Here is a 25,700-nt window from a genome sequence, read left to right as displayed (position 1 = left end):
AATCAAAATTATTACTTTATGGAATCTAATATCATTTTCAACAAAGACTTTGATTCGAAAAGCGTCTATGTAATGGTTATTTACAAGGCTGATGTTTCGAAAGTGTGGAACTATTTTACCCAATCCGAATTATTGGATCAGTGGTGGGGGCCGAGACCCTGGAAATCTGAAACGGTAAAACAGGATTTTAAAGAAGGCGGAATCTGGCTGTATGCTATGGTAGGTCCGAATGGTGAAAAAGGATATTCTCAATCCCAATACGGAGAAATCATAGAACATAGAAGTTTTGATTGGACGAGTGCCTTCTGCAATGAAAAGGGAGAGGTTAACGAGGATGGCCCAAGATCAAAATGGCTGATCGGTTTTACTGGAGTAGAAGAAGGTACCAAGGTAACGGTTAATATTCACTACCAATCTGAAGAAGTAATGAGGAAAATGCTGGATATGGGATTTGAAGAAGGCTTTAAAATGGGGCTCAGCCAGCTTAAGGAAATTATTGAATAATAGATTCTTACTTTTATAAAAAATGAAAATCGGGTGCCTCAATTGAAGTACCCGATTTAATGAAATATGGAATAAAAAATGTTTTGTGTTATTTCAGACTTATAGTTTTTCTATGCTGATAAAAGTTCCGTCTGTTGGGACAATTTTGTAGACATCGGCAACCGTCAGGATAGAAACCCCTCCAGAAACCTGAACTTTAAGTTTATCTCCTTTGTCGAACATGGCTAAGAACTCCATCGTTCCCACTCTGTTGGCCCCAGCTGTAATCAGGATCGCTTCATTTAAAGGAATATCATTTCGGGCAAGGATCGCTCCATTTTTTAAAGCCCTGAACGAAATCACGGGTGGGCTCACATGGATACCTGAAGTTTTTACTTTTAAACTGATAAGAATCTTATAAAATCCGGATTCCTTGAATGTGAAATTGTTGAAGTCGCTGTTTACCGCTCCCTGAGGATCAATAATACCAAGCTTATCTCCATCCAATGTGTTATTATAGAATCCAAAAGGAACATCTTTTTGTCCACATCCGATAAGAATACATCCTACAGTTGGAAAGTCACTTTCAGCGGTGCTCGGATTCATGCTGGCACGGGTTGTTCTTCCTCCACTTTCATAAAAAGTAGGCTTCCATATATCGCCATCATATACTACCACTCTTTGAATGTCTTTTCTGTACATAATCATACCCTGCATAGAAGGATCCTTGTCAAAACGATTAGATTGACTGGCATTGTACAAGGGTAATTCTGTTTCATTGTTTACCGTGGGGATCATTATACCTTTAGATTGTGCTGAATTATCTTCTTTATTTACAACACTGAACATGGAATTGGAACTTGGATTGGATGCACTACCAATGATAACCTGGGAAAATGCCATCTTGGCTGTGATTAAAAGTGCTGCGATATATATTTTCTTTCTCATTTTAGTTCAATTTTTCTATATAGATAAAAGTATCTTTATCATTCATTTTAAAATTTACACCAGCTCCCACATTTAATCCTGTGTCAGCCTGAATGCCGGCTCTTATTCGAATCTGGTCTCCTGCATGCAGATATTTTGTTGTGGAAAAATTGTTTACAGAGTTTGAACTGCCGCCTGTTACCAATAATCCGTAAAGTAGAAAACTGTTTTCATGAATTTTTTGCCATCCTTCTCCAGAGGCATTGGCATATAGAGCCTGTAACGAAACAATGGTAGCGGCATTTCCCACAGAAAGTCCTCCGGCACTGCTTGTTTTTATAGATGGATTGATTCTGTAAAAACCATCTGCCGGAATTGTAATTTCTCCATTAGCATTTACTGTAACCCCTAAATTATTTATATTATTTCTATCAAAATCGTTTAAAATATTAAAAGGAAGGGTAGGGCGTCCTGTAATTCCCAATACATTGGCAACAGATACATCAGATGAATTGGATCCCAGAATACTTACGTTTTTATAATTTTTGATACTTCTCTCTGTTGCAGCAATCCATCTGTAACCATCATATTTTACTACATCTTTAACCTCCTTGTTGTAAAATACCAAACCATTATCTTCAGGTTTGTTTTCATACAGATCCGGATGTGCTGCATTGTAATTAGGAAGTTCAGTATGGTTTTCAACAACAGGAAGCATAATTCCTTTTGCATTGTGCTCTATCTGTAAAACTGCTCTTGGATGAACTGTTTCAGGTTTATTACCCATTTTTACCTGAGCAAATCCCAGTGTGCTTATTGCTGTTACAATAAAAACTTGGAGCGTAATCGTTTTTCTGATCATTTTAATCACTTACTTTGGTGAACATTATTTCTCTTGGATAGTATTTGGCGATATTGGTACTGGTGGCAGCCGTAAGAGTAACCACTACAGATACTGTTGCCAATGGGGAATGTATTCTTGATACAATATAATCTCCAGGATTCAAGCGGATTCTTGTAGTGGTGAAAGCTGCTGTATTGGTGTCCCCGCCAATTCCCAGAATACCATAATAATCAGGGAAGAATGTGGTAAGTTTTACTTCATTGTAGCTTCCATTACTTTGTTTCAGGTAGGCTCTCAGCTGATATTGAGGACCACTTGTCAGGGATACGGCTCCTCCTGTTTTAGAAGGGACATTCAGGTAAATGTCATAAACACCCGGTTCATTAATGATGAATTTGGCATTGTCAAAGCTTTTGTCTCCGTAAAGACCTCCTCCTGCCACTACTGCAGTTTCCCTTGTTATATTAAGACTATTATAGGATTGTTTCCCGTCAACAGGAGCGCTGAAACCCAATCCTACATGTCTTCCACATCCAAGAAGTATACATACAACACTGGTCTCTTCATCTGCATTGGATAAAAATCTGGATTGTTTCATTTTGAATTCGGCGGCGGTAGGCTCATTGTTCCATTTTTCTCCGTCATAGGAATAAAATGTAGCATGCGTTTTTTCGAACATCATCATTCCTGTCATCTCAGAATCTGGGGTAGTGGTGTTATATAATGGAAGGTTCTCCGGTGCTGATACTTCAGGAAGCATCATCCCGTAATTTTTTCCTTCATATTTTCCGTCTACCTGTAAAATGGCCTTGTTGTGGATTTCGACCGTTGGGTTTTTCGAAATACCTACTTGTGAAAAGGCCATACTGACAATGAGCAACATTAAAGAAGTGCTAATTTTTTTCATGGTTTGATTTCTATTTAAATTGTAATCTGTCTTATTCAGAAGAATTTTTTTGAAATACATAGTTCTTCAGTCATTAATTTTTTCTGTTTTTTCAAATTTTTATCCTGCCCGGCTCATGGTGAGTCGGGGTAATCATTTGGCTGTGTCTTTTTTCAGTACTATACATAAAGTGTAAGTCTGAAGAATTGACCATAGTATTCTGAGGGAAATTGACCATAGTAGCAGGTCAAAAGAATGTGGTCTGGAAGCCTCTAAATTACAACTCTAATACGGAATATGCCTAGCAAATCCTGAATATTTATAAAATATGAATAAGTAATTCGTAAAAATATTTGTAAGGGCTTGGGAATGAAATTGTTTAAAAAATTAATCAAAAATAAAACAATTTAAATTTTTTTTAAACGATGATGTTGTTCTTGTTTAAAAAAAATAGAGACAAGTTTTTGACTTGTCTCTATTTGTATAAAGGATGCTGTGTTTTAGCTGGGTTTTGGCAATGATGGTATGGTTTCATTGTCAAATTTCTAAACGACTGCATTTTTGGATTTAAATCAGCTCCTCTTCCTGAAAGTATTGGATAATCGCCTTTTTCATAAGCAAGGTCTGCTCATTAGGTTTTAACTCCGGAAGATCTTCCAATTTTTCAAACTGTGGCCACCCATCTTCATAGTGCGTAAATTTGTAATATCCAAAAGGCTCAAGCAACCTGCAAACAGCAATATGGATGAGATTTACTTTGTCTTCTTTTGTGTATTTCTGCTGCCCGCTGCCAAGTTCCTGTAGCCCTATTAAAAACAGTAAAGTCTCAATAGGTGGGTTCTTCTCAGTCTCGAAATTATCTTCGAAGAACTGTTCTATTTTTTTCCAATATTCGGACTCGTTCATATAATTGATAAATGATGATTGATAATTGATGTTGTTTAACGTTTAAGTTCTTCTCCTAGTTTCTTTTTATAGGCTGAAGTTGCTTTTAAAATTTCACTGGCTTCATTAATAAGGTATTCCATTTTATCTTTTTTAAGTAAATGAAGTTCATCTATTAATTCCAGCCAAAATAAGGTTTCATCGGCTTCTTCCACAACAATACATATCTTAGAGTATTTTTCTTTTGTGGACCGTGCCCGGCACATTGCTCTGTAATTGCTTGCTGTTGATGAGACAGATCTGAAAATTTGTTTTCTGATATTTGATATCTTATCGGAATATGGAATTTCAGACAACTCATTAATAATTGTAATTGTTAATGTTTTAGTTCTTTTTGAAAAGATCTGGTTATAGTCGTTCATGAAATCCATATCAATTATCATTTATCGATGATCATTTATCTTCAATAAGAACGCATACTCAAGTGCATCTTCTTTTAGAGATTCAAATCTTCCACTTGCACCTCCATGACCTGAACTCATATCTGTTTTAAAGATCAGAATGTTGTTATCTGTCTTTAGTTCTCTAAGTTTTGCCGTCCACTTTGCCGGCTCCCAGTATTGTACCTGAGAATCATGGAACCCTGTTGTGACAAGAATGTGTGGATAGTCTTTGGCTTCTACATTGTCATAAGGAGAATAACCTTTCATATAATGATAGTATTCTTTGTCATTAGGATTTCCCCATTCATCATATTCCCCGGTTGTTAATGGAATAGTGTCATCTAACATAGTAGTAACAACATCCACAAAAGGAACCTGTGCTACAATACCGTTGAATAATTGAGGTTCATAGTTGACAACAGCTCCTACCAAAAGACCTCCGGCACTTCCTCCCATAGCATACATATGATTGGATGAAGTATAGTTTTCCTTAACCAGATATTTTCCTGCATCAATAAAATCAAAGAAGGTATTTTTCTTGAACAGCATCTTCCCATCCTCATACCATTCTCTTCCCAGATATTCACCACCACGGATGTGAGCAATGGCGTAAATAAAGCCACGATCAAGGATAGATAATCTTACATTTGAAAAGCTGGCATCCACGGTATGTCCGTAACTCCCATATCCATATAATAAAAGTGGAGTATCTGCTGATTTCTTTGTGTCTTTGTGGTAAACAAGAGAAATAGGGATTTTTGTTTCCCCATCTCTGGAATCTGCCCATATTCTTTCCGAAATATAATTTTCCGGGAAGAACTTACCTCCTAAAACCTCTTGTTGTTTCAGAAGTTTTGTAGTTTTGTCCTTCATGTTGTACTCGTATGTTGAACCAGGCTGAGTAAGGGAAGTGTAGCCGTAGCGTAGAACTTCGGTGTCAAATTCCAGATTAATTCCGATATAAGCTGTATAAGTTGGATCTGAGAAAGGAAGGTAATAAGACTCTTGAGTTTTTTCATCAATAATCTTGATTTGAAGCAGTCCTTTTTCTCTTTCTTCAAGAACCAGATAATCCTGGAAGATTTCAAAGCCTTCCAATAAAACTTCAGGACGGTGAGGGATAACGTCTACCCAGTTTTCCATACCACAATTGTCAATCTTAGTTTTTGCAATTTTGAAGTTCGTAGCATCATCAGCATTGGTAATAATGTAGAATTCATCTTTGTAATGCTCTACGGAATATTCAAGGTCGTCTATTCTTGGCTGAATTACTTTCCAGTCTGCAAAAACATTATCTGCAGGGATAAAATGATGCTCATCAGAAATGGTGCTTGAGCTTGCAATGAAAATATATTGCAGGGATTTTGTTTTGAAAACATTTACATCAAATGTGTCATCTTCTTCATGGAAGACCAGAACGTCTTCCGAAGCATCAGTTCCCAGTTTGTGTCTGTAAACCTGGAATGCACGAAGGCTTTTGTCTTTTCTGATGTAAAATACATGTTGATTGTCATTTGCCCAAACAGCCTTTCCTGTAGTGTTCAGAATTTTATCGGGAAGAATTTCTCCGGTCTTTAAGTTTTTGAAGTTTAAAGAGTAGATTCTTCTTCCTACATTGTCTGAAGAAAAAGAAGCCAATTCATTATTAGGGCTTACCGCAACGCTTCCTACCTCGAAGAAATCTTCACCTTCTGCCAAGCTATTAACGTTAAGTACAATCTCTTCCTCGTTATCCAGACTTTTATACTTTCTGCAGAAAATAGGATATTCTTGGCCTTCTTCGTAGCGTACAATATACCAGTATTCATTAAAGAAATAGGGAAGGGATTCATCGTCCTTTTTATAACGGGCTTTCATTTCTTCGAAGAGTTCTTCCTGTAGTTCTTCGGTGTCTTTCATGATGAATTCTTCGTAAGCATTTTCTTCTTCAAGATATTGGATAACTTCCGGATTTTCTCTTTCATTAAGCCAGAAGTAATTATCAATTCTTCTGTCCCCGTGGGTTTCTAGTATTTTTTCTATTTTTTTTGCCTGTGGAGCTTTCATCAGAATATTTATTTTTTTGCAGAGTCTGATATGCTTTATCAGATCATGCTATGTAATGTTAATTTTTGTTCAAATGTAGTTAAAAAAAAACCATCTTTTCTGTATTGAAAAGATGGTTGAGCTTATTTTTTTGTATTAAAGACTATTTGTGTAGCGCTTTAATATATTTTTCTAGGGCCATAGTCATAGAAGGTGTTTCCTTTGTAGGAGCCATTAGATCTACTTTTAATCCCGCTTCTTCCGCTGCAGCCAAAGTAGTGTTTCCGAAAACTCCGATCTTTGTTTCATCCTGTTTGAAGCCAGGGAAATTCTGTTGCAGAGATTTGATTCCTTGTGGGCTGAAGAAAATCAACATATCATAATCTTGAATGTTGATATCTGTCAGGTCACTACATACAGTACGGTACATAATTGCTCTTGTCCATTCAATATTTGCAGAATCCAAAGTTTTTACAATATCCGGACTTAAAACATCTGAAGATGGCAACAGATATTTTTCAGTAGGAAACTTCTTGAACAGAGGAAGTAGATCTGAGAAGTTTTTCTCCCCAAAGCTAATCTTTCTTTTTCTATACACAATGTGCTTCTGAAGATAATTGGCAATTGCTTCCGACTGGCAGATGTATCTCATTGTATCTGGAACTGCAAAACGCAATTCTTCTGCAAGTCTGAAATAATGGTCAATAGCATTTTTACTGGTAAAAATGATACCGGTATATTGCGTCAGATCTATTTTCTGAGTTCTGAGCTCTTTATTGTCAACCCCTTCGACGTGGATAAATGGACGGAAATCAATCTTTATTTTTTCCTTCTTCGCTATATCCAGATATGGAGAAGACTCACTAGGCGCTGGTTGAGAAACCAATATAGACTTTATTCTCATCTTTGACTTTATTAAAAAAATAACAACTTCCAAAGCAGTAATAATGGTGCGATTTGGAGCGTGCAAATATACAAAAATTTATAATACCATTTCTCCGGAAGAATCTTGTTCTTGTGAAATAAATAGAAAAAAACTTTGAAAATGAATACAAAAGAAAAGAAGAAGAAATAATATAGGAAGATTTTATTTCTGTCTATAGGGAAGTAATAATGGGTAATACACAAAATTATCAGCAAAAAAGACAGGATAAAATAGAACTTGGTGGAGGTGAAATAAAAAATAGCCCATTTTTTTCCATCCCCTATACTTTGATAAAATAAATAACCTAATGTTGATTTTATCAGATAAAAAAACATAACTGCCAGCAGGGTATACCCAAACTTATTAAGCTGGTATCCCAAAATCTGCAGATCTGCAATAAACTTAGGAACTACTGGAATATACTGAGAGATCAGTACGGATAAAGTAAGCGTAACTACACAGGATGTAATAATCCAGCTCGGAAGGTTATTGCTTGCATCAAAATACTTTTGAAGCAGAAAATCTTTAAGACTGGCATCTCTCTCTATAATGTTCATCATAAAAACATATAAAAAGATACAGCCTATAAGTATAAAAATTACCCAATCGTTATTCTCAGGTATTCTTACATGATTGATGTAGTTTGGTGATGACGGCAAATTTTAAGTTTTTTATTTTTTTATTTAACTATAAATAACACAACTTGGCATAGAATTTCTTTATTGCTTCATCTGTTAAATCTAATCTTACAATCTGTTTTTCATTGATGATACGGAGCATTCAAAACTGCAGAAAACAATTTTTGTCTAATACCAGGATCTTTGAAAAAGATTTTTGCAAAATTATAGATTATTTTGTATAAAATAAAAAGGTTAAATAAACTATCTTTGCAAACTGAAATGAAAAAACTCGTCATAATCCCAACATATAACGAAAAGGAAAATATTGAAAATATTATTTCCGCGGTTTTTGCATTGGAGGATGACTTTCATATCTTAGTAGTGGATGATTCTTCTCCAGACGGAACTGCGGATGTAGTAAAGGAATTACAGAATAAATATCCACATTATCTGCATCTTTCGATAAGACATATTAAAGATGGTTTAGGGAAAGCCTATATTCATGGGTTTAAGTGGGCAATCGAAAATAAATATGACTACATTTTTGAAATGGATGCCGATTTTTCGCATAACCCTAATGATCTACCTAAACTTTTTGAAGCCTGTCTGAATGCAGATATGGCCATCGGTTCCCGTTATTCAAAAGGAGTGAATGTGGTGAATTGGCCAATGGGAAGAGTTTTGCTATCTTATTTTGCATCAAAATATGTGAGATTTATTCTAGGACTTTCTATCCATGATACCACAGCCGGTTTTGTCTGCTTTTCACGAAAAGTATTAGAAGAAATCGGATTGGATAATGTAAGATTGAAAGGATATGGATTTCAGATAGAAATGAAATTCAGAGCCTTTAAAAAAGGGTTCAGAATTGTAGAAGTTCCTATTATATTTACCAATAGAATTTTAGGAGAAAGTAAAATGAACGGTGGAATTATCCATGAAGCTGTTTTTGGTGTTTTAAACTTAAAATGGAAGTCAATCATCAATAGATTATAAAATAAAACATGACCAATTCTTCCGATAAAAAATTTAAAAATAAGCTGATGAAAAATTTGATCCTTGTTTTTGTTTTTCTGGGGCTGTTTTCATGTAGTGATTATATTGATAAGCCTAAAAATCTGATTGATCAGGACGTGATGGCAGAAGTTATTGCAGAGCTTGTAATGAACGATCAGGTTAACTTTATGTATCAGAACAGAAATATGGAAGCTGGTACAAGGTTTATTTTAAAATCTCATAATATAAAACCGGATGACTTTGTGGAAAGTTTTAAATATTATGTGATTAAAGAAGAAATGGAAGGTATCGCAAATGATGCCCAGCAAATTTTACTAAAGAAAGATCCCAAGGCGGATCAATATGTAAAAGATAAACTGAAAAAGGCTGAATTGGGAATGCCTCAAAAATAAATAATGATGTAGCGGGTTTTGCCCGGACAATGATAATTGCTGATCGCAGTGAGCTAAAAAAGTGTACAGATGAAATTTTTTAATATCGAAAAAACCTCTGAAGGAAAAGCTAGGGCAGGGGAGATTACTACAGACCACGGGAAGATTCAAACTCCCATTTTTATGCCGGTAGGAACTGTTGCAAGTGTAAAAACAGTTCATCAGAGAGAATTAAAAGAAGACATTAAAGCCCAGATTATTTTGGGGAATACTTACCACCTTTATCTTCGCCCAGGAATGGAAACAATGCAGGATGCCGGTGGTCTACATAAATTCATGAACTGGGATCTTCCTATTCTTACAGATTCAGGAGGTTTTCAGGTATTCTCGTTAGCGAGTAACAGAAAAATGACCGAAGAAGGAGCAAGATTCAAGTCTCATATTGACGGAAGCTATCACATGTTCTCTCCTGAAAGATCAATGGAAATTCAAAGACAGATTGGAGCAGATATTTTCATGGCTTTTGACGAATGTACACCTTATCCATGTGATTACAACCAGGCGAAATCATCTATGGAGCTTACCCACCGTTGGCTGAAAAGATGTATCGAATGGACTAATGATAATCCTGAATTATATGGACATAAGCAAAGACTTTTCCCAATTGTTCAGGGATCTACCTATTCAGACTTAAGAAAAATTTCTGCGGAAGTAATTTCTGAAGCAGGAGCTGAAGGAAATGCTATCGGAGGACTTTCTGTAGGAGAGCCTGAAGAAGAAATGTACAGGATTACTGATGAAGTAACGGATATCCTTCCAAAAGAAAAGCCGAGATATCTGATGGGAGTAGGAACTCCTTGGAATATTCTGGAATCTATTGGATTAGGAATTGATATGATGGATTGCGTTATGCCTACCAGAAATGCCAGAAATGCAATGCTTTTCACATGGCAGGGGGTAATGAATCTTAAAAACGAAAAATGGAAGCGTGACTTCTCGCCTTTGGATGAATTCGGAACCAGCTTTGTGGATCGTGAATATTCAAAAGCGTATCTTCGTCACCTGTTTGTATCCAAAGAATATCTGGCAAAACAGATTGCTTCAATTCATAACCTTGCATTTTATCTTGATCTGGTAAAAGTAGCAAGAGAGCACATTGTAGCAGGAGACTTCTATGAGTGGAAAAATTCTATAGTACCTGTTCTTAGACAAAGACTGTAAAAGACGTATGCTTAAGATTGTAGACAGATATATCATTAAAAAATACCTTGGAACTTTTAGTTTCATGCTGGTACTATTGTCTATAGTGGTACTTGTTATTGATGTTCAGCAGAAGATCCCAAGGATAGAAAATGCAAAAGCTCTTGATCCCAAATTAGATCTGGGGTATTTTCTGATTCATTTTTATCCTTTCTGGATTATTAATCTTGTGGTGACATTCCTTTCCATTCTGGTATTTATCACTGTGATCTATTTCACGTCCAGAATGGCCAATAACACTGAAATTGTGGCTATTATTAGTAGTGGTGCCAGTTTTTACAGATTTTCAAAACCTTATCTCTATACTTCGATTCTGATTGCATTGATGGCGCTCTTGGTGTATCATTTGGTGCTTCCTTGGGCAAATATCAAGAAAAATGAGCTGGAAGCATATACTTATAATGCTGCTAATAAAGAAAAAATACTTGGAACAGCTCCGGCCTCTTCACAGCTAAGCAGAACTGAATATATCTTTGTAGATTCCTGGAATAAAAGAGAAAAAAGAGGATCCAGTTTTGTATATCAAAAATTCGATACCCATAGAAAAATGGTGTACGAATTAAAAGCCAGTGAAGTATATTGGGATCAGGATAAAAAACAATTTGTCTTAAATAATTATCTTGAAAAGACCATCAATAAAGATAATACAGAAAAGTTGAATAATGGGATAGAACTTAGAAAAAACTACAGCCATTCTCCTGAAGAACTTTTTCCGAATGAACTTTTAGGACAAAATAAAACCACACCGGAACTTTTAAAATTCATAGAAAGAGAAAAAGCCAGAGGAAACAGTAACCTGAATTCTTATCTGAATGAGCTTCATCAAAGAACTTCAATGCCTGTTTCTATTATTATTCTTACCTTCCTTGCTCTTTCCCTTTCTTCTCAAAAGAAAAGAGGAGGTTTGGGGATTAATCTTGCTATAGGAATTTCATTGGCCTTCCTTTTTGTCTTTTCATTTGAAGCTTTAAAGGTGGTTTCAGAGAATAAGAGTTTGTCACCGGCTTTGGCGATGTGGCTGCCTAATTTGGTATTTCTTCCGCTTACTCTATATCTTTATATCAAAAGAGCGAATCAATAAAGGAGTTTTACTTCTTTGTGGTAGAAAGAACGCAGACCGTCATTTTCCAATTCGATCCAAAGTTCACCCTTTTTATCGGCATTTCGGATGATGCCATTTTGTCTCTCTTTTTCAATTTCAAAGACTGAAATCTCATCCTTTCGGAATAAGTTTTTATTGAAGTTGTCTAGAATTTCCTGGTCAGAAGGAATATTTTTCAGTTTTTCTGACAAGAATTCATGAAGGTTTAAACTGAGCTTTTCAAGATCAAATTCCTTTCCTGTCTGCGTCAGAAGTGAACCAGCATTCGATATTTCTTCAAATTTGTCCTGAAGAATATTAATTCCCGTTCCGATAATGAAGTAATTATTTTGATTAATTTTTTTCTTTTCAATCAAAATTCCAACGATTTTTTTACCTTTAAGGATAATATCATTCGGCCATTTGATTTTTACATCATTATCAGCCAAATTGGCAAGGAAATCCCTTACAAGCATTGCGGTATAATAATTGAAGATAAAGTAGGAGCACAAGATGTTTTGAGTATTCACAGCCAGCGTATAAGCCAGATTTTTTCCGGCGGTAGGAGCCCAGATATTTCCATACTGACCACGGCCTTTAGTTTGATTGAAAGTATGCAATCCAATAAAATCTGAATCTTCGTAAAGTAAAAACTTTGATATTTCGTCATTAGTAGAAGAACATTCTTTCAGATAGAAGAGTTGGCTCATTTAAGAAAACTTTAAGACATTAAGGGGGTAAAAGTAAGGTTAAAGTAAAGAAAAAACAATAAATTTGCAGATTATAGTATTTTTTTAATGAATAAAACAGCAGAAAAACAAGCACTAATAGATAAAATCGTTGAAGCACTTCAAGATGTAAAGGGAGAAGATATCATGATCTTTGATCTTTCAAACATTGAAAACTCAGTAGCGGAGACGTTCGTAATATGTAGCGGTAACTCAAATACACAAGTTTCAGCATTAGCTGGAAGTGTAGAGAAAAAAGTGAGGAACGATCTGAAAGATAGACCTTGGCACGTTGAAGGAACTGAAAATGCAATGTGGGTATTGGTAGATTATGTTTCAGTAGTGGTTCACATTTTCCAGAAAGATGTACGTGAATATTACGATATCGAAGAACTTTGGGGTGACGCGGTCATTACCAAAATTGAAAATGAATAATAAAAATTTTAAAAAGTCTAAATGAATAACAAAGGATTCAATTGGTTCTTTCCTATTGCAATCATAGCTCTTTTGCTTTTCTTTGGTTCCAATTTCCTTGGTGGAGATACAGCAAAAACTATTGATGAAGATGGTTTCTTTAGAGAAATGCAGGCGGGGAAAGTCCAAAATATTATTATATACAAAGACATAGAGAAAGCTGATGTTTTCCTTACCAAAGAAGCAAAGTCAGCAATGGTTTCCAAAACCGGAAAGGAAAATAATCCTTTTTCAGCTTTAGATATGGCTCCAAAAGCAGATTATTCTGTAAAATATGGAGATCTTCAACTTTTCTTACAGAAATTTGAACAGATCAAAGCAACCAATCCGGCTATTAAAACAGCTAAAGATTATGGAACAGGTAAGAGTCCTTTCACGGATATTCTTATATCTGCACTAATCTGGATTGCTATTTTGGGATTATTCTACTTCCTTCTTTTCAGAAAGATGGGTGGTGGCGGAGGCCCTGGCGGACAGATCTTCTCAATCGGGAAATCTAAAGCTAAGCTTTTCGACGAAAAAGAAAGAATTCAGGTAACATTTAAAGATGTTGCAGGATTGGAAGGTGCTAAAGAAGAAGTACAGGAAGTGGTAGACTTCTTGAAAAACTCTGAAAAATATACAAAATTAGGAGGTAAGATTCCTAAAGGTGTACTATTGGTAGGACCTCCGGGAACAGGTAAAACTTTATTGGCAAAAGCTGTTGCAGGAGAAGCTAAAGTTCCTTTCTTCTCTCTTTCAGGATCTGATTTCGTGGAAATGTTTGTTGGAGTAGGAGCTTCAAGAGTAAGAGACCTTTTTGCTCAGGCTAAAGCTAAATCTCCGGCGATCATCTTTATTGATGAGATTGATGCCATCGGACGTGCAAGAGGAAAAAATAATTTCTCAGGCGGAAACGATGAAAGAGAAAACACCCTGAACCAGCTTCTTACTGAAATGGATGGTTTCGGAACAGATGTGAATGTGATTGTAATGGCGGCTACCAACAGAGCGGATATCCTTGATAAAGCCTTGATGAGAGCAGGACGTTTTGACCGTTCAATCTATGTAGACCTTCCGGAATTACACGAAAGAAAAGACATTTTTGATGTTCATTTAAAGAAAATCAAACTTGATGATAATGTAGACAGAGATTTCTTAGCAAAACAAACTCCTGGATTCAGTGGAGCGGATATTGCTAATGTTTGTAACGAAGCAGCGCTGATTGCGGCAAGATACAACCATACCTCTGTTACAAAACAGGACTTCCTGGATGCGGTAGATAGAATTATCGGTGGACTAGAAAAGAAAAATATGGCGATTAAGCCATCTGAGAAAAGAAGAGTGGCTTATCATGAGGCAGGTCACGCTACAATCTCTTGGCTGGTTGAACATGCATCACCACTTTTAAAGGTAACCATTGTTCCAAGAGGACGTTCATTAGGTGCAGCATGGTATCTTCCGGAAGAAAGACAACTTACCACTACTGAACAGATGCTGGATGAAATGTGTGCAACATTAGGAGGTAGAGCAGCAGAGCAGGTGATCTTCAATAATATTTCAACAGGAGCACTTTCTGATCTGGAAACTGTTACGAAAAGAGCGCAGGCTATGGTTACGATCTATGGTTTAAGCCCAAATATCGGAAACATTTCTTATTACGACAGTTCAGGCCAGTCTGAATACTCTTTTGGAAAGCCTTATTCTGAAGAAACGGCTACAAAAATTGATGTAGAGATCAAAGCGATCATCGAAAATCAATATGAGAGAGCGGTAAGAATCTTGGATGAGAACAAAGATAAATTAGATGCTTTAGCGAATAAACTTTTAGAAAAAGAAGTGATCTTCCGTGAAGACTTAGAGGAAATCTTTGGTAAAAGAGCTTGGGATCCTGAATTGACAGAGAAACCGGTTACCAATACAATTCCTGAAAAAGATCAGCCTGAAGTGTTGGAAGCGCCTCAGATTAAAGAAAAAGAGGAGGAAAGCGAAATACAGGCTCCAGAAAGCCCAACGCAGCTTTAAAATCCTTAAAAAATAGGAAATATAAAACCTGACAACTTTAAAATTGTCAGGTTTTTTCATATTTAAGGAGATATTTTGGAATCTATTGTAATTTATTTTCTATTTTTGTATAAAGTTGACTAAAAATAGATTAAGTTGAATTTATTCAAGAGGATTGTAAGCAAACTTACCAACCAGCCTGAGGAAGAAGAAAAACAGAGCCTGGAGAAGCTTGGGGATTCGCTAAAAAATGCGGATCTCGACTATAAGTTTGCGCAATTATTTACGCATTCGGGGGGATTTTTTAATTATTGTGCAGATGAAGCGGAGGCTCTACAAACTTTAAATCAAATTATTAAAATAGAAGGTATTAACAATCTTTTCTGTTGGGATAAGGAACTTCAGAACTTCTTAAACGTTGTGAAATCTCCTTATACTTCAGAATTACAGTCATCCAATGATGCTGCATTTATTACTTGTGAATATCTGATTGCATATGATGGCAGAATTATGCTTTCACACAATAATATTCTTCATTATCATTCTTCAAGGCTGCCGGATAGAATTATCATCATTGCCAATGTTTCACAGATTGTAAACAACCTGAATGATGCCATGGGGAAGATAAAAAGAAACGGAAATATCAAGAACCTTACTTCCATCAGTGGAAGCCAGAATAAAATGGACAGTTCTTCGAATTCCAATACAAAACTGTTTTTATTGCTGCTTGAAGATTAAGCACCCACTATTAAATTTTAAATTTTGGACAAAAACCTCATTCAAAGAACCGTTTCAGGTCTCGTTTATGTAGCCATTATCATTCTTTGTTCGACTCCGTTAGGGGCGCAACTTATCAACAGCATTCTTCCTGGCCTTATTCAGCAACAATATCTTTATCATGGTTTGATAAGTCTTTTATTGATTGTTGGTACATGGGAGTGTGTGAAAATAATGAAGTTTGGAAAAGGGTATGAAAAATGGGTGGTATATCCATTGGTCATTTTTATATTTTATATTTTTTCCAAAAGATACTTCCATCATGATTTCTTTTTTGATTTCAGATTGAGTGAGATATTAGCTCTTGCCTTAATTGGCATTGCTGTAGTCACCTTATTTAAGTTTCCTAACGAATTATACTTTGACAGCGGAAAATTGATTTTTACTGTCATTTACGTGGCTCTACCGTTCAGTTTTGCATTAGGATTACCAAAGTATTCCAGTTATAGCGATAGTTTTTCTCTGGAAGTTCTTTTCCTTTTTATTCTGATATGGAGTAGTGACACTTTTGCTTACCTTGTTGGAAAGTTCTTCGGAAAACATAAGATGGCTCCTAAGATTTCTCCTAAAAAAACATGGGAAGGTTATATAGGAGGAGTTGTTCTTACATTGGTGTTGTCTTATTTTGTAGAGCACTATCAACCTGAGCTCAGAGGAAACTGGATGGTTGTAGGATTTTTAGTGGCAGCTTTTGCTCCACTGGGAGATTTGGTAGAAAGCCAGCTGAAGAGAAACTTCGGTGTGAAGGACAGTGGAAACATCATTCCAGGGCATGGCGGAGTATTAGATAGGTTGGATAGTTTTATTATCTGCGTTCCTGTCGTATATTTGTACTTTATTTTAGAAAAATTTATTTAGTCTCATGAAATTGCATAGAGAATCAAAAGGAACGATTACGGTAGCAACAGTACTTTTTTTTGTATTGGGAGCTTTAGCCATCTATTTCCTTAAAATATGGTCTTTGTTGATCATCGTACCTTTGTTGGTAATTTACGGTCTTATATTCTGGTTTTTCAGAGTTCCAAACCGTAGTATTCTTGACCACAGAGAGAATGTGATAGCTCCGGTTGACGGAAAAGTGGTAATGATCAAAGAAGTGGAAGAAAATGAATTCATTAAAGGGAAGGCCATTCAGGTTTCTATCTTCATGTCTCCATTGAACGTACACATCTGTAGATATCCGGTAACCGGAAAAGTGATCTATAAAAAATACCATCCGGGAAAATATCTGGTAGCATGGCATGAAAAGTCTTCTACAGAGAATGAAAGAACAACGGTAGCTGTTGAAACGGAAACCAATCATAAAGTAGTTTTCAGACAGATTGCAGGATACGTAGCCAGAAGGATCGTATTCTACTGTAATGAAGGAGATCAGGCGAAAGCCGGGCATGAGTTCGGGTTTATCAAATTTGGGTCAAGAATGGATGTATTCCTGCCTTTAGATACTGAAATCATCTGTAAGATCGGAGACATCACCAAAGGAGGTTTAGATGTCATCGCTAAATTGAAAGATTAAGATTTTTATCATCATATATAAGACTGTTCTGAAAAGAATGGTCTTTTTTTGTTTTTAAGCACAACATGCACAAATACATTTACACGAATACCACAAATAAAAACCCGAGGATAAATCCCCGGGTTTCATCTTTTATCCTGTTTTAATTGAAGGTTATTTCCTTATCACTTAGGCCTTAATATATTGTTTTATCTCATCCAGTAAGCTCAATATGAATTCTATTGGCAAATCTTCTTCCACATCAATTAAAAGAATCTTAAACTTTTTCCTTCCATCCTGTGTCAGTTCCGGATAATCCAGTTTATCGCCATGATAAAAACTGAGGTAGTGTTTTTTATATTTTTTGCTGTAATAAAAATAGCACAGCATTTTCTTTTTGTATTTGATGAACGGAAGCCCGAAACTGAAAGTTTCTGTAATATTTTCAGGGTCGGAAGCCAGAATGGTTTCCCGTAAAAAAAGAAGAGTACTTCTTTCAGGCTCTTCGATTCTGTAGAAATACTCTTGTATAGGATTCATTTTTATTTTGATTTAAAAATATTAGTCAAAGTTTTGAAGTTCAACCAGTTTGTTGTACATACCTTTTTTAGCAATAAGGTCATGATGGGTTCCTTGTTCTACAATAGTTCCTTTTTCCATGACTACAATCCAGTCTGCTTTTTGGATCGTTGAAAGTCTATGGGCAATCACAAGGGAAGTTCTGTTTTCCATCATTTTTTCCAAAGCGTCCTGTACAAATCTTTCAGACTCTGTATCTAACGCTGAAGTGGCTTCATCCAGAATCATAATCGGTGGATTTTTCAATACAGCTCTTGCAATGGAAACCCTTTGTTTCTGACCTCCGGAAAGTTTATTTCCGTCATCTCCGATATTGGTGTCATAACCTTCAGAAAGCCCCGTAATGAATGCATCCGCATTAGCGATTTTCGCTGCTGCAACCACTTCTTCCCTGGTAGCATCAGGTTTACCCATCAGGATATTATTGTAAACAGAGTCGTTAAACAATACAGATTCCTGAGTTACCATTCCCAGAAGCTGGCGGTATTCCTGTAATTTCAAATGTTTGATATCTACACCATCAATAAGAATTTGTCCTTCAGAAACATCATAGAATCTTGCTAAAAGGTTGGCAATGGTTGTTTTTCCACTTCCACTTTGCCCTACCAAAGCAACGGTTTTTCCTTTCGGAATTGTTAAATCAAAATTTTTAAGAATCAGATTGGCTTTATCATAATAGAATCCAATATTTTTGAATTCAATATTTCTGTTAAGGGTTGAAATAGAAACCGGCTCAGCTATCTCTTCAATTTTTACATCTGCGTCAAGAATTTCCAATACTCTTTTTAAAGAAGCTTCTCCTTTCTGTACATTGGAAATGGATGTTGATAAGGTTTTTGCCGGAGGTAAGATCTGGAAGAACATTCCTAAGAAAACCAGAAAACCTGCAGGGGATAAACTTTGGTCAACAATAATTTGTTTTCCTCCATACCATGCAATAATCAAGAAGGTAATAGAACCTAGAAATTCACTCATTGGCGATGCTAATTCTTTCTTTCTTCCCAAACTCATTGAGCTTGAAATCCATCTTCCCATAGATTGCATAAAACGGGTATCCATGATCTTCTCAGCATTGAATATCTTAATAACTTTTGAAGATTTCAGTGTTTCATCTACAATAGAGAAAATAGTTCCCAATTCGTGCTGTGCTTCATGAGAGTCTTTTTTAAGACTTTTCCCGATCAGGGCGATCATTGTTCCCATTACAGGAAGTACCAGTAAAGAGAAAAGAGTCATTTCTGGGCTTACAATAAATAAAGAGATCAAAGTACTGATCAACATAAAAGGAGCATTGATTAGCTCAACTAAGCTACCTAGAATGTTTCCTTCAACTTCTCCCACATCATTAGACATACGGGACATCATATCTCCTTTTCTGCTTTCTGTAAAAAATGAAACAGGTAATGATAGTATTTTTCTATACATTGCACCACGTAGATCTTTGGTAACACCTACACGGTAATTAATCAAAAGTAATGCTCCTAAATATCTGAAAACATTTCTTAAAAGGAACATAAAGGCTGTAATGATACACAACCAGGCAAGAACTTTCAGAGAACCATGTTCAACAACTAAAGATTGTATATAGTAAGTGGAATATTCTTTTGCATAGGAGAATAAATCTATGATCTCACCGGAATAAACAGGTTCTGTTTCTTGTTTTTCTGATGCGATAGTACCGAAAAGCATTCCTAAAACCGGTAAAATAGTCCCTAAGGAAGCAATCTGAAATAAAGAATACAGAATGTTGAAAAATAAACTTCCGTAGATATATTTTTGATGGGGCCTTGCGAACCTCAGAATTTTTTTATACTCATTCATTCAATGAAAAATTTGGATAGCAAAATTACGTAAAATTAGAAGATAAGACGTTCTTAATCCTGTTTTACTTTAATTGATAAGTTTCAAAATGAAGTTTTTTGTTACAACATGCTGAAATAAAGTGGAAAAGAAGTGAAAAACACTACAAAATCTGAAGAATAAAGACATCAGGTTCTCAGATAAAGTCAAAGTCAAAATAAAACCGCCCAATAGGCGGTTGTTGCATGAAGGTCAAAAATTAATTGAATTTTACCTGATCGTTATACTGAGGTGTAAAATTTTTAGGATTTAGCTTCTCCAATGTCTTGCCAAAATTATTGATGATTTGGGTCATATTATCTACATCCACAATGTTGATATCATCATTTACGTGGTGATAGTGAGTCGCTTTAGTCATGTCAACTGTTGAAAATGAATGAGCGATGATTTTCTTTTTTACAAAGCTGACATTATCTGAACGATAGAAGAGTTGCTGCTTTGCATACGGATCAGCATTGATTTTTAAACCATTGACAGCATATGTATTGAAGAGTTCATCAAGATCTGAAAAGCCGTCTCCAGTCATATATAATGCATTTTTCCCCCATTGTGATTCTGTGGCAACCATTTCAAAATTGAAAAGAGCCGTCATGTTTTTGTATATTTTCTCAAGGTTTTTGTCCTCAGAGATAGCTTTTGACCCAAGCATTCCTTTTTCTTCTCCATTAAAAGCCATGAAAGCCATAGAAAAATCAGGTTCCTTATCTTTGAAATAATCTGCGATCCCTACCAATGTGGTAATTCCGCTGGCATCATCATCAGCGCCATTATAAATATTGTCACCACTTTTTTTGTTGGTTCCGATATGGTCAAAATGTCCTGAAAAGCCGAGAGTTTTATCAGATTTACCTTTTTTTATGCCACAAACATTATAAGCTGTTTTACCATTATAATCAAAGGGAATCAGATACGAATTTCCTGTACAGTATTTAAGATTATTTTCTTTGAAAAGAATGGCAATATAATTAGCTGCATTTTCATTTTCAGGAGTTCCGATTTCACGGCCTTTCATTTCATCAGAGGCCAAAGTGGAAATAACGGTTTTTACCCTTTCTTTTGAAATTTCCTGTGCAAAAACAGATATAGAGAATAGTGATAAAGTAAGATACGTTAGCTTTTTCATAGTCTTTAATTAAAAGTTATAGGATCTGTCGTCTTTTATATTAAAATGTTGCAGGAAAGGTACATAAATTAATTGATCAGTATAGATTACTGTTTGGAATAACGGAATACAGATAGGGCAAATAAAAAACAGCTCCTAAAAGGAACTGTTCTTACTCAAAAAATCGTTGTAAGGTTATCGAAGTCTGTCTACAGATTTCACGAGCCTCTCATCTTTACGGATGTATACATTTGCTATCAGCAGACATATCATCGCGATTAATGGGAAAATCGGCTCAATACCCTTCTCAGGAAACTGAATTCCTCCGGATAAGCTTAGCAGCCAGTACGCCAATACACCAATCAACAAAGCGTTTATAATGATGCTGATGGTATTCAGCAAAATTTGTCTTTTTCTGTTTTTAAAACTGAAGATACTTAATGATCCAATAATGACAAGGATAATGCATCCTATATTAAGTACAGGAATACTGTCGGAAATCACAACATCCTGTCCTGTTATAAAAAGGAAAACAGCAGCTATAACTGCTAATAAGGTCCATATAGTTTGTATTCTCTGTAGCATTGAATATTAAATTCTTGGCAAAAATAACATAAATTTTGCACAATTCAAAAATAAGTGTAGATTTGCATTATACAATGTACTTGAAAACCAAAGTCACCGGACTTACTTTTCTTACTCACAATTAATTACATTTTTACATTAAATATGTTTAACATAGAAACGTTAAGGTCAAAATCCGTAACGGAACTGACTAAAATCTTGAAGGATTTGGGCGTTAAAGTTGCAAGAAATAGCAATGATAATGACAAAATCTTTGCAATTCTTGACTTTCAGGCTTCCAATCCTAAAGTTGCGAAAGATTATTTCAACGCCACGGAAACCAGCTCCAATACTGAAGAAGCCCCAGCAGAAAAAACGGCAAAGGCTCCTGTAAAAAAAGCTGCTCCAAAGAAAACCCCAGCAAAGCCTAAGGTAACTGCTAAAGTTCCGGAAGAACAGAAAGTAGAGGAAAAAGCAGAAGAAACAATGCCGGTTGCTGAAGAAGTAAAAGCTGAAGAGCCTAAAACTGAAGCAGTAATAGCAACAACAAATGAAGAAGCATCTGCAGTTAACGCAGCTAAGAAGAAAAGAAAAAGAGTTTCTCCCAATACAGGAAATATAGAAACTTCTCAGGAAAAACCTGAAGCTCCTAAAAACACAGAACCTCAAGAGCCTGCACAGGCAGAAGAAAAGCCTCACAACCCTCAACAACAACCACAGGCTAACAGACCTCAGAAGGGACACAACCATCCACAGAACAGTGGAAACCAACATAAAAATCAAAACCAGCATCAGAATCCTAACCAAAATCAGAATCAAAACAGACATTCTGAAAGAGTAGAGGAACAGCAAGACCATAAGAAGGAATTTAATTTCGACGGAATGGTAAGCATTGAAGGTGTTTTGGAAATTTTACCTGATAACTACGGATTTTTACGTTCGTCAGATTTCAGTTATATTTCTTCTCCTGATGATGTGTATGTATCTACAGCACAGATTAGAAATTATGGATTAAAAACCGGAGATACCGTAAAAGGTATTGTAAGGCTTCCAAAAGAAGGTGAGAAATATTTTTCATTATTAAAACCTACAGAAGTAAACGGACGTGACCTTGCATTCATCAAGGACCGTGTAGCTTTTGAATATCTTACTCCGCTTTTCCCTGAAGAGAAATTTAATCTGGCGGGAAGTGATTCTACAATTTCTACTAGAATTGTTGATTTATTTGCACCTATTGGAAAAGGACAAAGAGCAATGATTGTTGCTCAGCCTAAAACGGGTAAGACGATGTTGCTTAAAGATATTGCTAATTCTATTGCAGCTAACCACCCGGAAGTATACATGATGGTTCTTCTTATCGATGAGCGTCCGGAAGAGGTTACCGATATGGAAAGAAGCGTAAATGCAGAAGTAATTGCTTCTACGTTTGACGAAGCAGCTGAAAAACACGTAAAAGTGGCTAACCTTGTTTTAGCAAAAGCTCAAAGAATGGTAGAATGTGGTCATGATGTTGTTATTTTGTTAGACTCTATCACCAGATTGGCAAGAGCATACAACACGGTAACTCCTGCATCAGGTAAGGTTCTTTCCGGAGGGGTGGATGCTAATGCGCTTCACAAGCCGAAGAGATTCTTCGGGGCAGCAAGAAAGATTGAAGGAGGTGGTTCTTTAACGATTATTGCAACTGCACTTATTGATACAGGTTCTAAAATGGATGAAGTGATCTTTGAAGAATTCAAAGGTACAGGTAACATGGAACTTCAGTTAGACAGAAAAATTGCCAACAGAAGAATCTATCCTGCAATCGACTTAATTTCTTCAAGTACTCGTAGAGATGATCTTCTTCTGGATGAAGTAACTTCTCAGAGAATGTGGATTTTTAGAAAATATCTTTCTGAAATGAATCCTGTAGAAGCAATGGAATTTGTAAATAAAAATATCAAAGGAACTCTTAACAATGAAGAATTCCTGATGTCTATGAATAAATAAATTTAATATTGTTAAATAGAAAGCACGGGTCTCAGGATTCGTGCTTTTTAGTTTTAATAATTTACATGGTGAAAAAAATATTTTAGAATTTAATTCATTCTAAATCAATATATCAATGTTAAAGATTTATTAAAGTAATCCCCAATCTTTGATAATACCTTAAATATTGGCTAATTTTGAAGTATAACATTAAAAATAAAAATTATGTCATTTGAATTACCAAAATTAGGATATGCATACGATGCATTAGAGCCTACGATCGATGCAAGAACTATGGAAATCCACTATACGAAGCACCACCAAGCGTATATTGACAATTTAAATAAAGCAATCGAAGGAACTGATCTAGCAGGAAAATCTATTGAAGAAATCTGCAAGACAGGAACTGATAAACCAGCTGTAAGAAACAATGGAGGTGGACACTTTAACCACTCTTTGTTCTGGGAAATTTTAACTCCTGGTGGAAGCAAAGAACCGGTAGGAAACGTGAAAGCTGCTATCGAAAACTATGGCGGTCTTGAAAAATTCAAAACTGATTTCTCTGAGGCTGCTAAAACAAGATTTGGTTCAGGATGGGCTTGGTTGGTAAAAAATGCTGACGGGTCTGTTTCTATTTCTTCAACTCCCAATCAGGATAACCCATTAATGCCTGTAGCAGACGTTAAAGGAACTCCTGTTTTAGGGCTTGACGTTTGGGAGCACGCTTACTACCTAAACTATCAAAACAGAAGACCTGATTATATTTCTGCATTCTTTGAGGTAGTAAACTGGGATAAAGTAGAAGAATTATTCAATAAATAATTTTCAGCTATTATAAAAATAAAAGGTTCAGAATTTTCTGAACCTTTTTTAGTTTTATATTTTAAAAATTTATCTTTTTATCATTTTCTGTGTGAACACTTCGTTCCCTGAATTTACTTTTATAATGTATGTATTAGATGGTAATGAATGAATATCAACAGCTATTTCTCTTTCATTGCTAAAAGTCTTTTCAAAGACTACCTTACCATTAATATCATTAATGTGTAATGATCCTGAACGTACTTTGTCAAGCGACACTATAAATACCCCATTGTTAGGGTTTGGTGAAACCTGAATATTTTTCTGCTGAACTTTTTCTTTAAGCATCGATTTCGTGTTGTTAGGATCTGCATTAAGATCAATATGATACTCTTTATCTTTTGGTTTTGCAAATTTGGCCGCAGGATTGGAAATATTTGTGTTAGTACGAAGAGTCTCACAGTACATGAAATCATATGGCGAGTTGATGCTGTTTTCAGCATGAATGCCGTCATTATTACCACCTAGAGAGTAAACCAATTCAATAAGGAATTTGTATTGTCCAGAAGGTGGATTGGTGAGATCTGCCTGATTTACGGTAAAATCAAATTCATTAGGGTTAGGGAAATTAACCGCTGCAGATGTTGGATAAACTGTACTTGTTGCAATATCTAAAAGCAATAGCTGAAAGTTTACGATGCTTGCGCCTTGTGGAATGGCGTAATTCCCATTTATATGTAACGGAAAGCCTATAGGATCTTTACACGAGCGGGTCTGATAGGTGAAATCAACATAAGCAGTGTTCATTTTGCAAATGTCATTACTTAATGAAGATATTTCAGAATTCGTTAACGTAAAATTTGTCTTGTTCAGATAGAATCTAGGGAGCAGATTGTGATCCGGGTCATCATTATACTGTTCAATAGGTCCGTTGTATGAACCTCCACGGCTTGCAATGTTGGCTGCAGCTTCTATGTATGGCGAATAATCGCTTACATGTACTACAATAAATTTTGCATTTCTGTCCGTTTTAAACTTTGTAAAAGTAGCAAAAGCATTGTCCTCATGTAATCCGTTTGGAGGATTGAAATTAACAAGATAAGAACCACTGCTTAAGTTACCATTAGCCCTTTCAGCATCAGAGAACAAGACAATCACTAATGGTCTCTCACGATGCTTATCTAAGGTTTTTTGTGGACTTACAATATCAGGATGAGGATTATGATCAAGAGCTGCTCCTATTAAGTTAACTGCATCATGAAAATGATCACCGTTTTTTAATCTTCTTGAGAACGTTTGAGCTGTTGCCAGATCACTGGTGAAATTAGATTCTATATAGATCCGTGGAAGAGAAGGGCTCATGTCCTTATAGTCTGTTCCATAATGAACAACAGAAACCCGATTATCACGATTGCACTTTAAAACCTGCTCCATAAGTTTCATCGTAGAAACAGTCATTTGATTGAAAGCTACATCACTTATGGAACCACTGTTGTCCAGGCAGAAAATGATATCACTTCCTGTTTGTGAGTAGAGAGGTTTCCAGGATAATAGAATTGAAAACAGAATAAGTTTAATTGTATTTCTCATATTTCATTGATT

Annotated in this window: 26 protein-coding genes; 12 read left to right on the top strand and 14 right to left on the bottom strand. The window is 35.7% G+C overall.

Annotated elements, in window-relative coordinates; translation table 11 throughout:
* The first annotated feature begins 18 nt into the window (after nt 1–18).
* A complete protein-coding gene (locus CHSO_RS01510; protein ID WP_045491607.1) occupies nt 19–504 on the top strand; it encodes an SRPBCC domain-containing protein in 486 nt (161 codons plus the stop codon).
* A gap of 99 nt (nt 505–603) precedes the next feature.
* Here the strand turns inward: CHSO_RS01510 and CHSO_RS01505 are convergent, their stop codons facing one another.
* The 8 genes from CHSO_RS01505 to CHSO_RS01470 all read right to left on the bottom strand — a co-directional run bounded on the left by CHSO_RS01505 (nt 604) and on the right by CHSO_RS01470 (nt 8,077).
* On the bottom strand, nt 604–1,431 hold the full coding sequence (locus CHSO_RS01505) for a hypothetical protein (RefSeq protein WP_045491605.1): 828 nt from the start codon (nt 1,429–1,431) through the stop codon (nt 604–606).
* 1 nt (nt 1,432) lies between these two features.
* On the bottom strand, nt 1,433–2,272 hold the full coding sequence (locus tag CHSO_RS01500) for a hypothetical protein (protein ID WP_045491603.1): 840 nt from the start codon (nt 2,270–2,272) through the stop codon (nt 1,433–1,435).
* 1 nt (nt 2,273) lies between these two features.
* A complete protein-coding gene (locus CHSO_RS01495; protein ID WP_144428835.1) occupies nt 2,274–3,161 on the bottom strand; it encodes a hypothetical protein in 888 nt (295 codons plus the stop codon).
* Between the two features lie 546 nt (nt 3,162–3,707).
* The gene (locus CHSO_RS01490; RefSeq protein ID WP_045491598.1) at nt 3,708–4,046 is read right to left on the bottom strand and encodes a hypothetical protein; all 339 of its coding nucleotides are present in this window, start codon (nt 4,044–4,046) and stop codon (nt 3,708–3,710) included.
* Nucleotides 4,047–4,081: 35 nt separating this feature from the next.
* Complete coding sequence (locus CHSO_RS01485) at nt 4,082–4,447, bottom strand: four helix bundle protein (protein ID WP_045501675.1); 366 nt, start codon at nt 4,445–4,447, stop codon at nt 4,082–4,084.
* Nucleotides 4,448–4,468: 21 nt separating this feature from the next.
* Entirely contained in the window at nt 4,469–6,514 is a 2,046-nt protein-coding gene (locus CHSO_RS01480) for a S9 family peptidase (protein WP_045491595.1), read from the bottom strand.
* Nucleotides 6,515–6,656: 142 nt separating this feature from the next.
* Nucleotides 6,657–7,397: a uroporphyrinogen-III synthase gene (locus CHSO_RS01475; protein ID WP_045501673.1), complete on the bottom strand. Its 741-nt coding sequence runs from the start codon at nt 7,395–7,397 to the stop codon at nt 6,657–6,659.
* Nucleotides 7,398–7,408: 11 nt separating this feature from the next.
* Nucleotides 7,409–8,077: a DUF4271 domain-containing protein gene (locus CHSO_RS01470; protein ID WP_084220910.1), complete on the bottom strand. Its 669-nt coding sequence runs from the start codon at nt 8,075–8,077 to the stop codon at nt 7,409–7,411.
* 240 nt (nt 8,078–8,317) lie between these two features.
* Between CHSO_RS01470 and CHSO_RS01465 the strand changes: the two genes are divergently transcribed.
* The 4 genes from CHSO_RS01465 to CHSO_RS01450 all read left to right on the top strand — a co-directional run bounded on the left by CHSO_RS01465 (nt 8,318) and on the right by CHSO_RS01450 (nt 11,767).
* On the top strand, nt 8,318–9,034 hold the full coding sequence (locus CHSO_RS01465) for a polyprenol monophosphomannose synthase (RefSeq protein ID WP_045491593.1): 717 nt from the start codon (nt 8,318–8,320) through the stop codon (nt 9,032–9,034).
* Nucleotides 9,035–9,081: 47 nt separating this feature from the next.
* Entirely contained in the window at nt 9,082–9,447 is a 366-nt protein-coding gene (locus CHSO_RS01460) for a DUF4296 domain-containing protein (protein ID WP_045501670.1), read from the top strand.
* A 69-nt stretch (nt 9,448–9,516) separates the two neighbouring features.
* Nucleotides 9,517–10,647: a tRNA guanosine(34) transglycosylase Tgt gene (tgt, locus tag CHSO_RS01455; RefSeq protein WP_045491591.1), complete on the top strand. Its 1,131-nt coding sequence runs from the start codon at nt 9,517–9,519 to the stop codon at nt 10,645–10,647.
* Nucleotides 10,648–10,654: 7 nt separating this feature from the next.
* Nucleotides 10,655–11,767, top strand: coding sequence for an LptF/LptG family permease (locus CHSO_RS01450; RefSeq protein WP_045491590.1), 1,113 nt, complete (start codon nt 10,655–10,657; stop codon nt 11,765–11,767).
* Here CHSO_RS01450 and CHSO_RS01445 read toward each other — a convergent pair.
* A complete protein-coding gene (locus CHSO_RS01445; RefSeq protein WP_045491588.1) occupies nt 11,761–12,477 on the bottom strand; it encodes a biotin--[acetyl-CoA-carboxylase] ligase in 717 nt (238 codons plus the stop codon). The two genes, CHSO_RS01450 and CHSO_RS01445, sit on opposite strands and share 7 nt — an antisense overlap.
* Before the next feature lie 87 nt (nt 12,478–12,564).
* Between CHSO_RS01445 and rsfS the strand changes: the two genes are divergently transcribed.
* The 5 genes from rsfS (at nt 12,565) to CHSO_RS01420 (ending at nt 17,245) form a co-directional block, all read left to right on the top strand.
* The gene (rsfS, locus tag CHSO_RS01440; RefSeq protein ID WP_045491586.1) at nt 12,565–12,930 is read left to right on the top strand and encodes a ribosome silencing factor; all 366 of its coding nucleotides are present in this window, start codon (nt 12,565–12,567) and stop codon (nt 12,928–12,930) included.
* Nucleotides 12,931–12,951: 21 nt separating this feature from the next.
* Nucleotides 12,952–14,973: an ATP-dependent zinc metalloprotease FtsH gene (gene ftsH / locus CHSO_RS01435; RefSeq protein ID WP_045491584.1), complete on the top strand. Its 2,022-nt coding sequence runs from the start codon at nt 12,952–12,954 to the stop codon at nt 14,971–14,973.
* Nucleotides 14,974–15,108: 135 nt separating this feature from the next.
* A complete protein-coding gene (locus CHSO_RS01430; protein ID WP_045491582.1) occupies nt 15,109–15,690 on the top strand; it encodes an LUD domain-containing protein in 582 nt (193 codons plus the stop codon).
* A 24-nt stretch (nt 15,691–15,714) separates the two neighbouring features.
* A complete protein-coding gene (locus tag CHSO_RS01425) occupies nt 15,715–16,587 on the top strand; it encodes a phosphatidate cytidylyltransferase (protein ID WP_045491580.1) in 873 nt (290 codons plus the stop codon).
* Between the two features lie 4 nt (nt 16,588–16,591).
* Nucleotides 16,592–17,245, top strand: a complete 654-nt coding sequence (locus CHSO_RS01420; protein ID WP_045491578.1) for a phosphatidylserine decarboxylase family protein — start codon at nt 16,592–16,594, stop codon at nt 17,243–17,245.
* 168 nt (nt 17,246–17,413) lie between these two features.
* Here the strand turns inward: CHSO_RS01420 and CHSO_RS01415 are convergent, their stop codons facing one another.
* The 4 genes from CHSO_RS01415 to CHSO_RS01400 form a co-directional block, all read right to left on the bottom strand.
* Entirely contained in the window at nt 17,414–17,764 is a 351-nt protein-coding gene (locus CHSO_RS01415; protein ID WP_045491576.1) for a DUF1801 domain-containing protein, read from the bottom strand.
* Between the two features lie 21 nt (nt 17,765–17,785).
* Nucleotides 17,786–19,624 (bottom strand): ABC transporter ATP-binding protein, encoded by a 1,839-nt coding sequence (locus CHSO_RS01410; protein WP_045491574.1) that lies wholly within the window; start codon nt 19,622–19,624, stop codon nt 17,786–17,788.
* 238 nt (nt 19,625–19,862) lie between these two features.
* Nucleotides 19,863–20,786, bottom strand: coding sequence for a M28 family metallopeptidase (locus CHSO_RS01405; protein ID WP_045491572.1), 924 nt, complete (start codon nt 20,784–20,786; stop codon nt 19,863–19,865).
* Between the two features lie 174 nt (nt 20,787–20,960).
* Nucleotides 20,961–21,350, bottom strand: a complete 390-nt coding sequence (locus CHSO_RS01400) for a DUF4293 family protein (RefSeq protein ID WP_045491570.1) — start codon at nt 21,348–21,350, stop codon at nt 20,961–20,963.
* A 144-nt stretch (nt 21,351–21,494) separates the two neighbouring features.
* Here CHSO_RS01400 and rho point away from each other — a divergent pair, with 144 nt between their 5' ends.
* Entirely contained in the window at nt 21,495–23,318 is a 1,824-nt protein-coding gene (gene rho / locus CHSO_RS01395) for a transcription termination factor Rho (RefSeq protein WP_045491568.1), read from the top strand.
* Between the two features lie 204 nt (nt 23,319–23,522).
* Nucleotides 23,523–24,119, top strand: a complete 597-nt coding sequence (locus tag CHSO_RS01390) for a superoxide dismutase (protein ID WP_045491566.1) — start codon at nt 23,523–23,525, stop codon at nt 24,117–24,119.
* A gap of 69 nt (nt 24,120–24,188) precedes the next feature.
* On the opposite strand, the gene CHSO_RS01385 is transcribed toward CHSO_RS01390, so the two are convergent.
* Nucleotides 24,189–25,688, bottom strand: coding sequence for a T9SS type A sorting domain-containing protein (locus CHSO_RS01385; protein ID WP_045491562.1), 1,500 nt, complete (start codon nt 25,686–25,688; stop codon nt 24,189–24,191).
* Nucleotides 25,689–25,700: the final 12 nt, after the last annotated feature.

This window comes from Chryseobacterium sp. StRB126, from assembly GCF_000829375.1.
Classification (GTDB): Bacteria; Bacteroidota; Bacteroidia; order Flavobacteriales; family Weeksellaceae; genus Chryseobacterium.
Note: the sequence above shows the minus strand (reverse complement) of the source record. Positions and strands in the feature narration are given on the sequence as shown.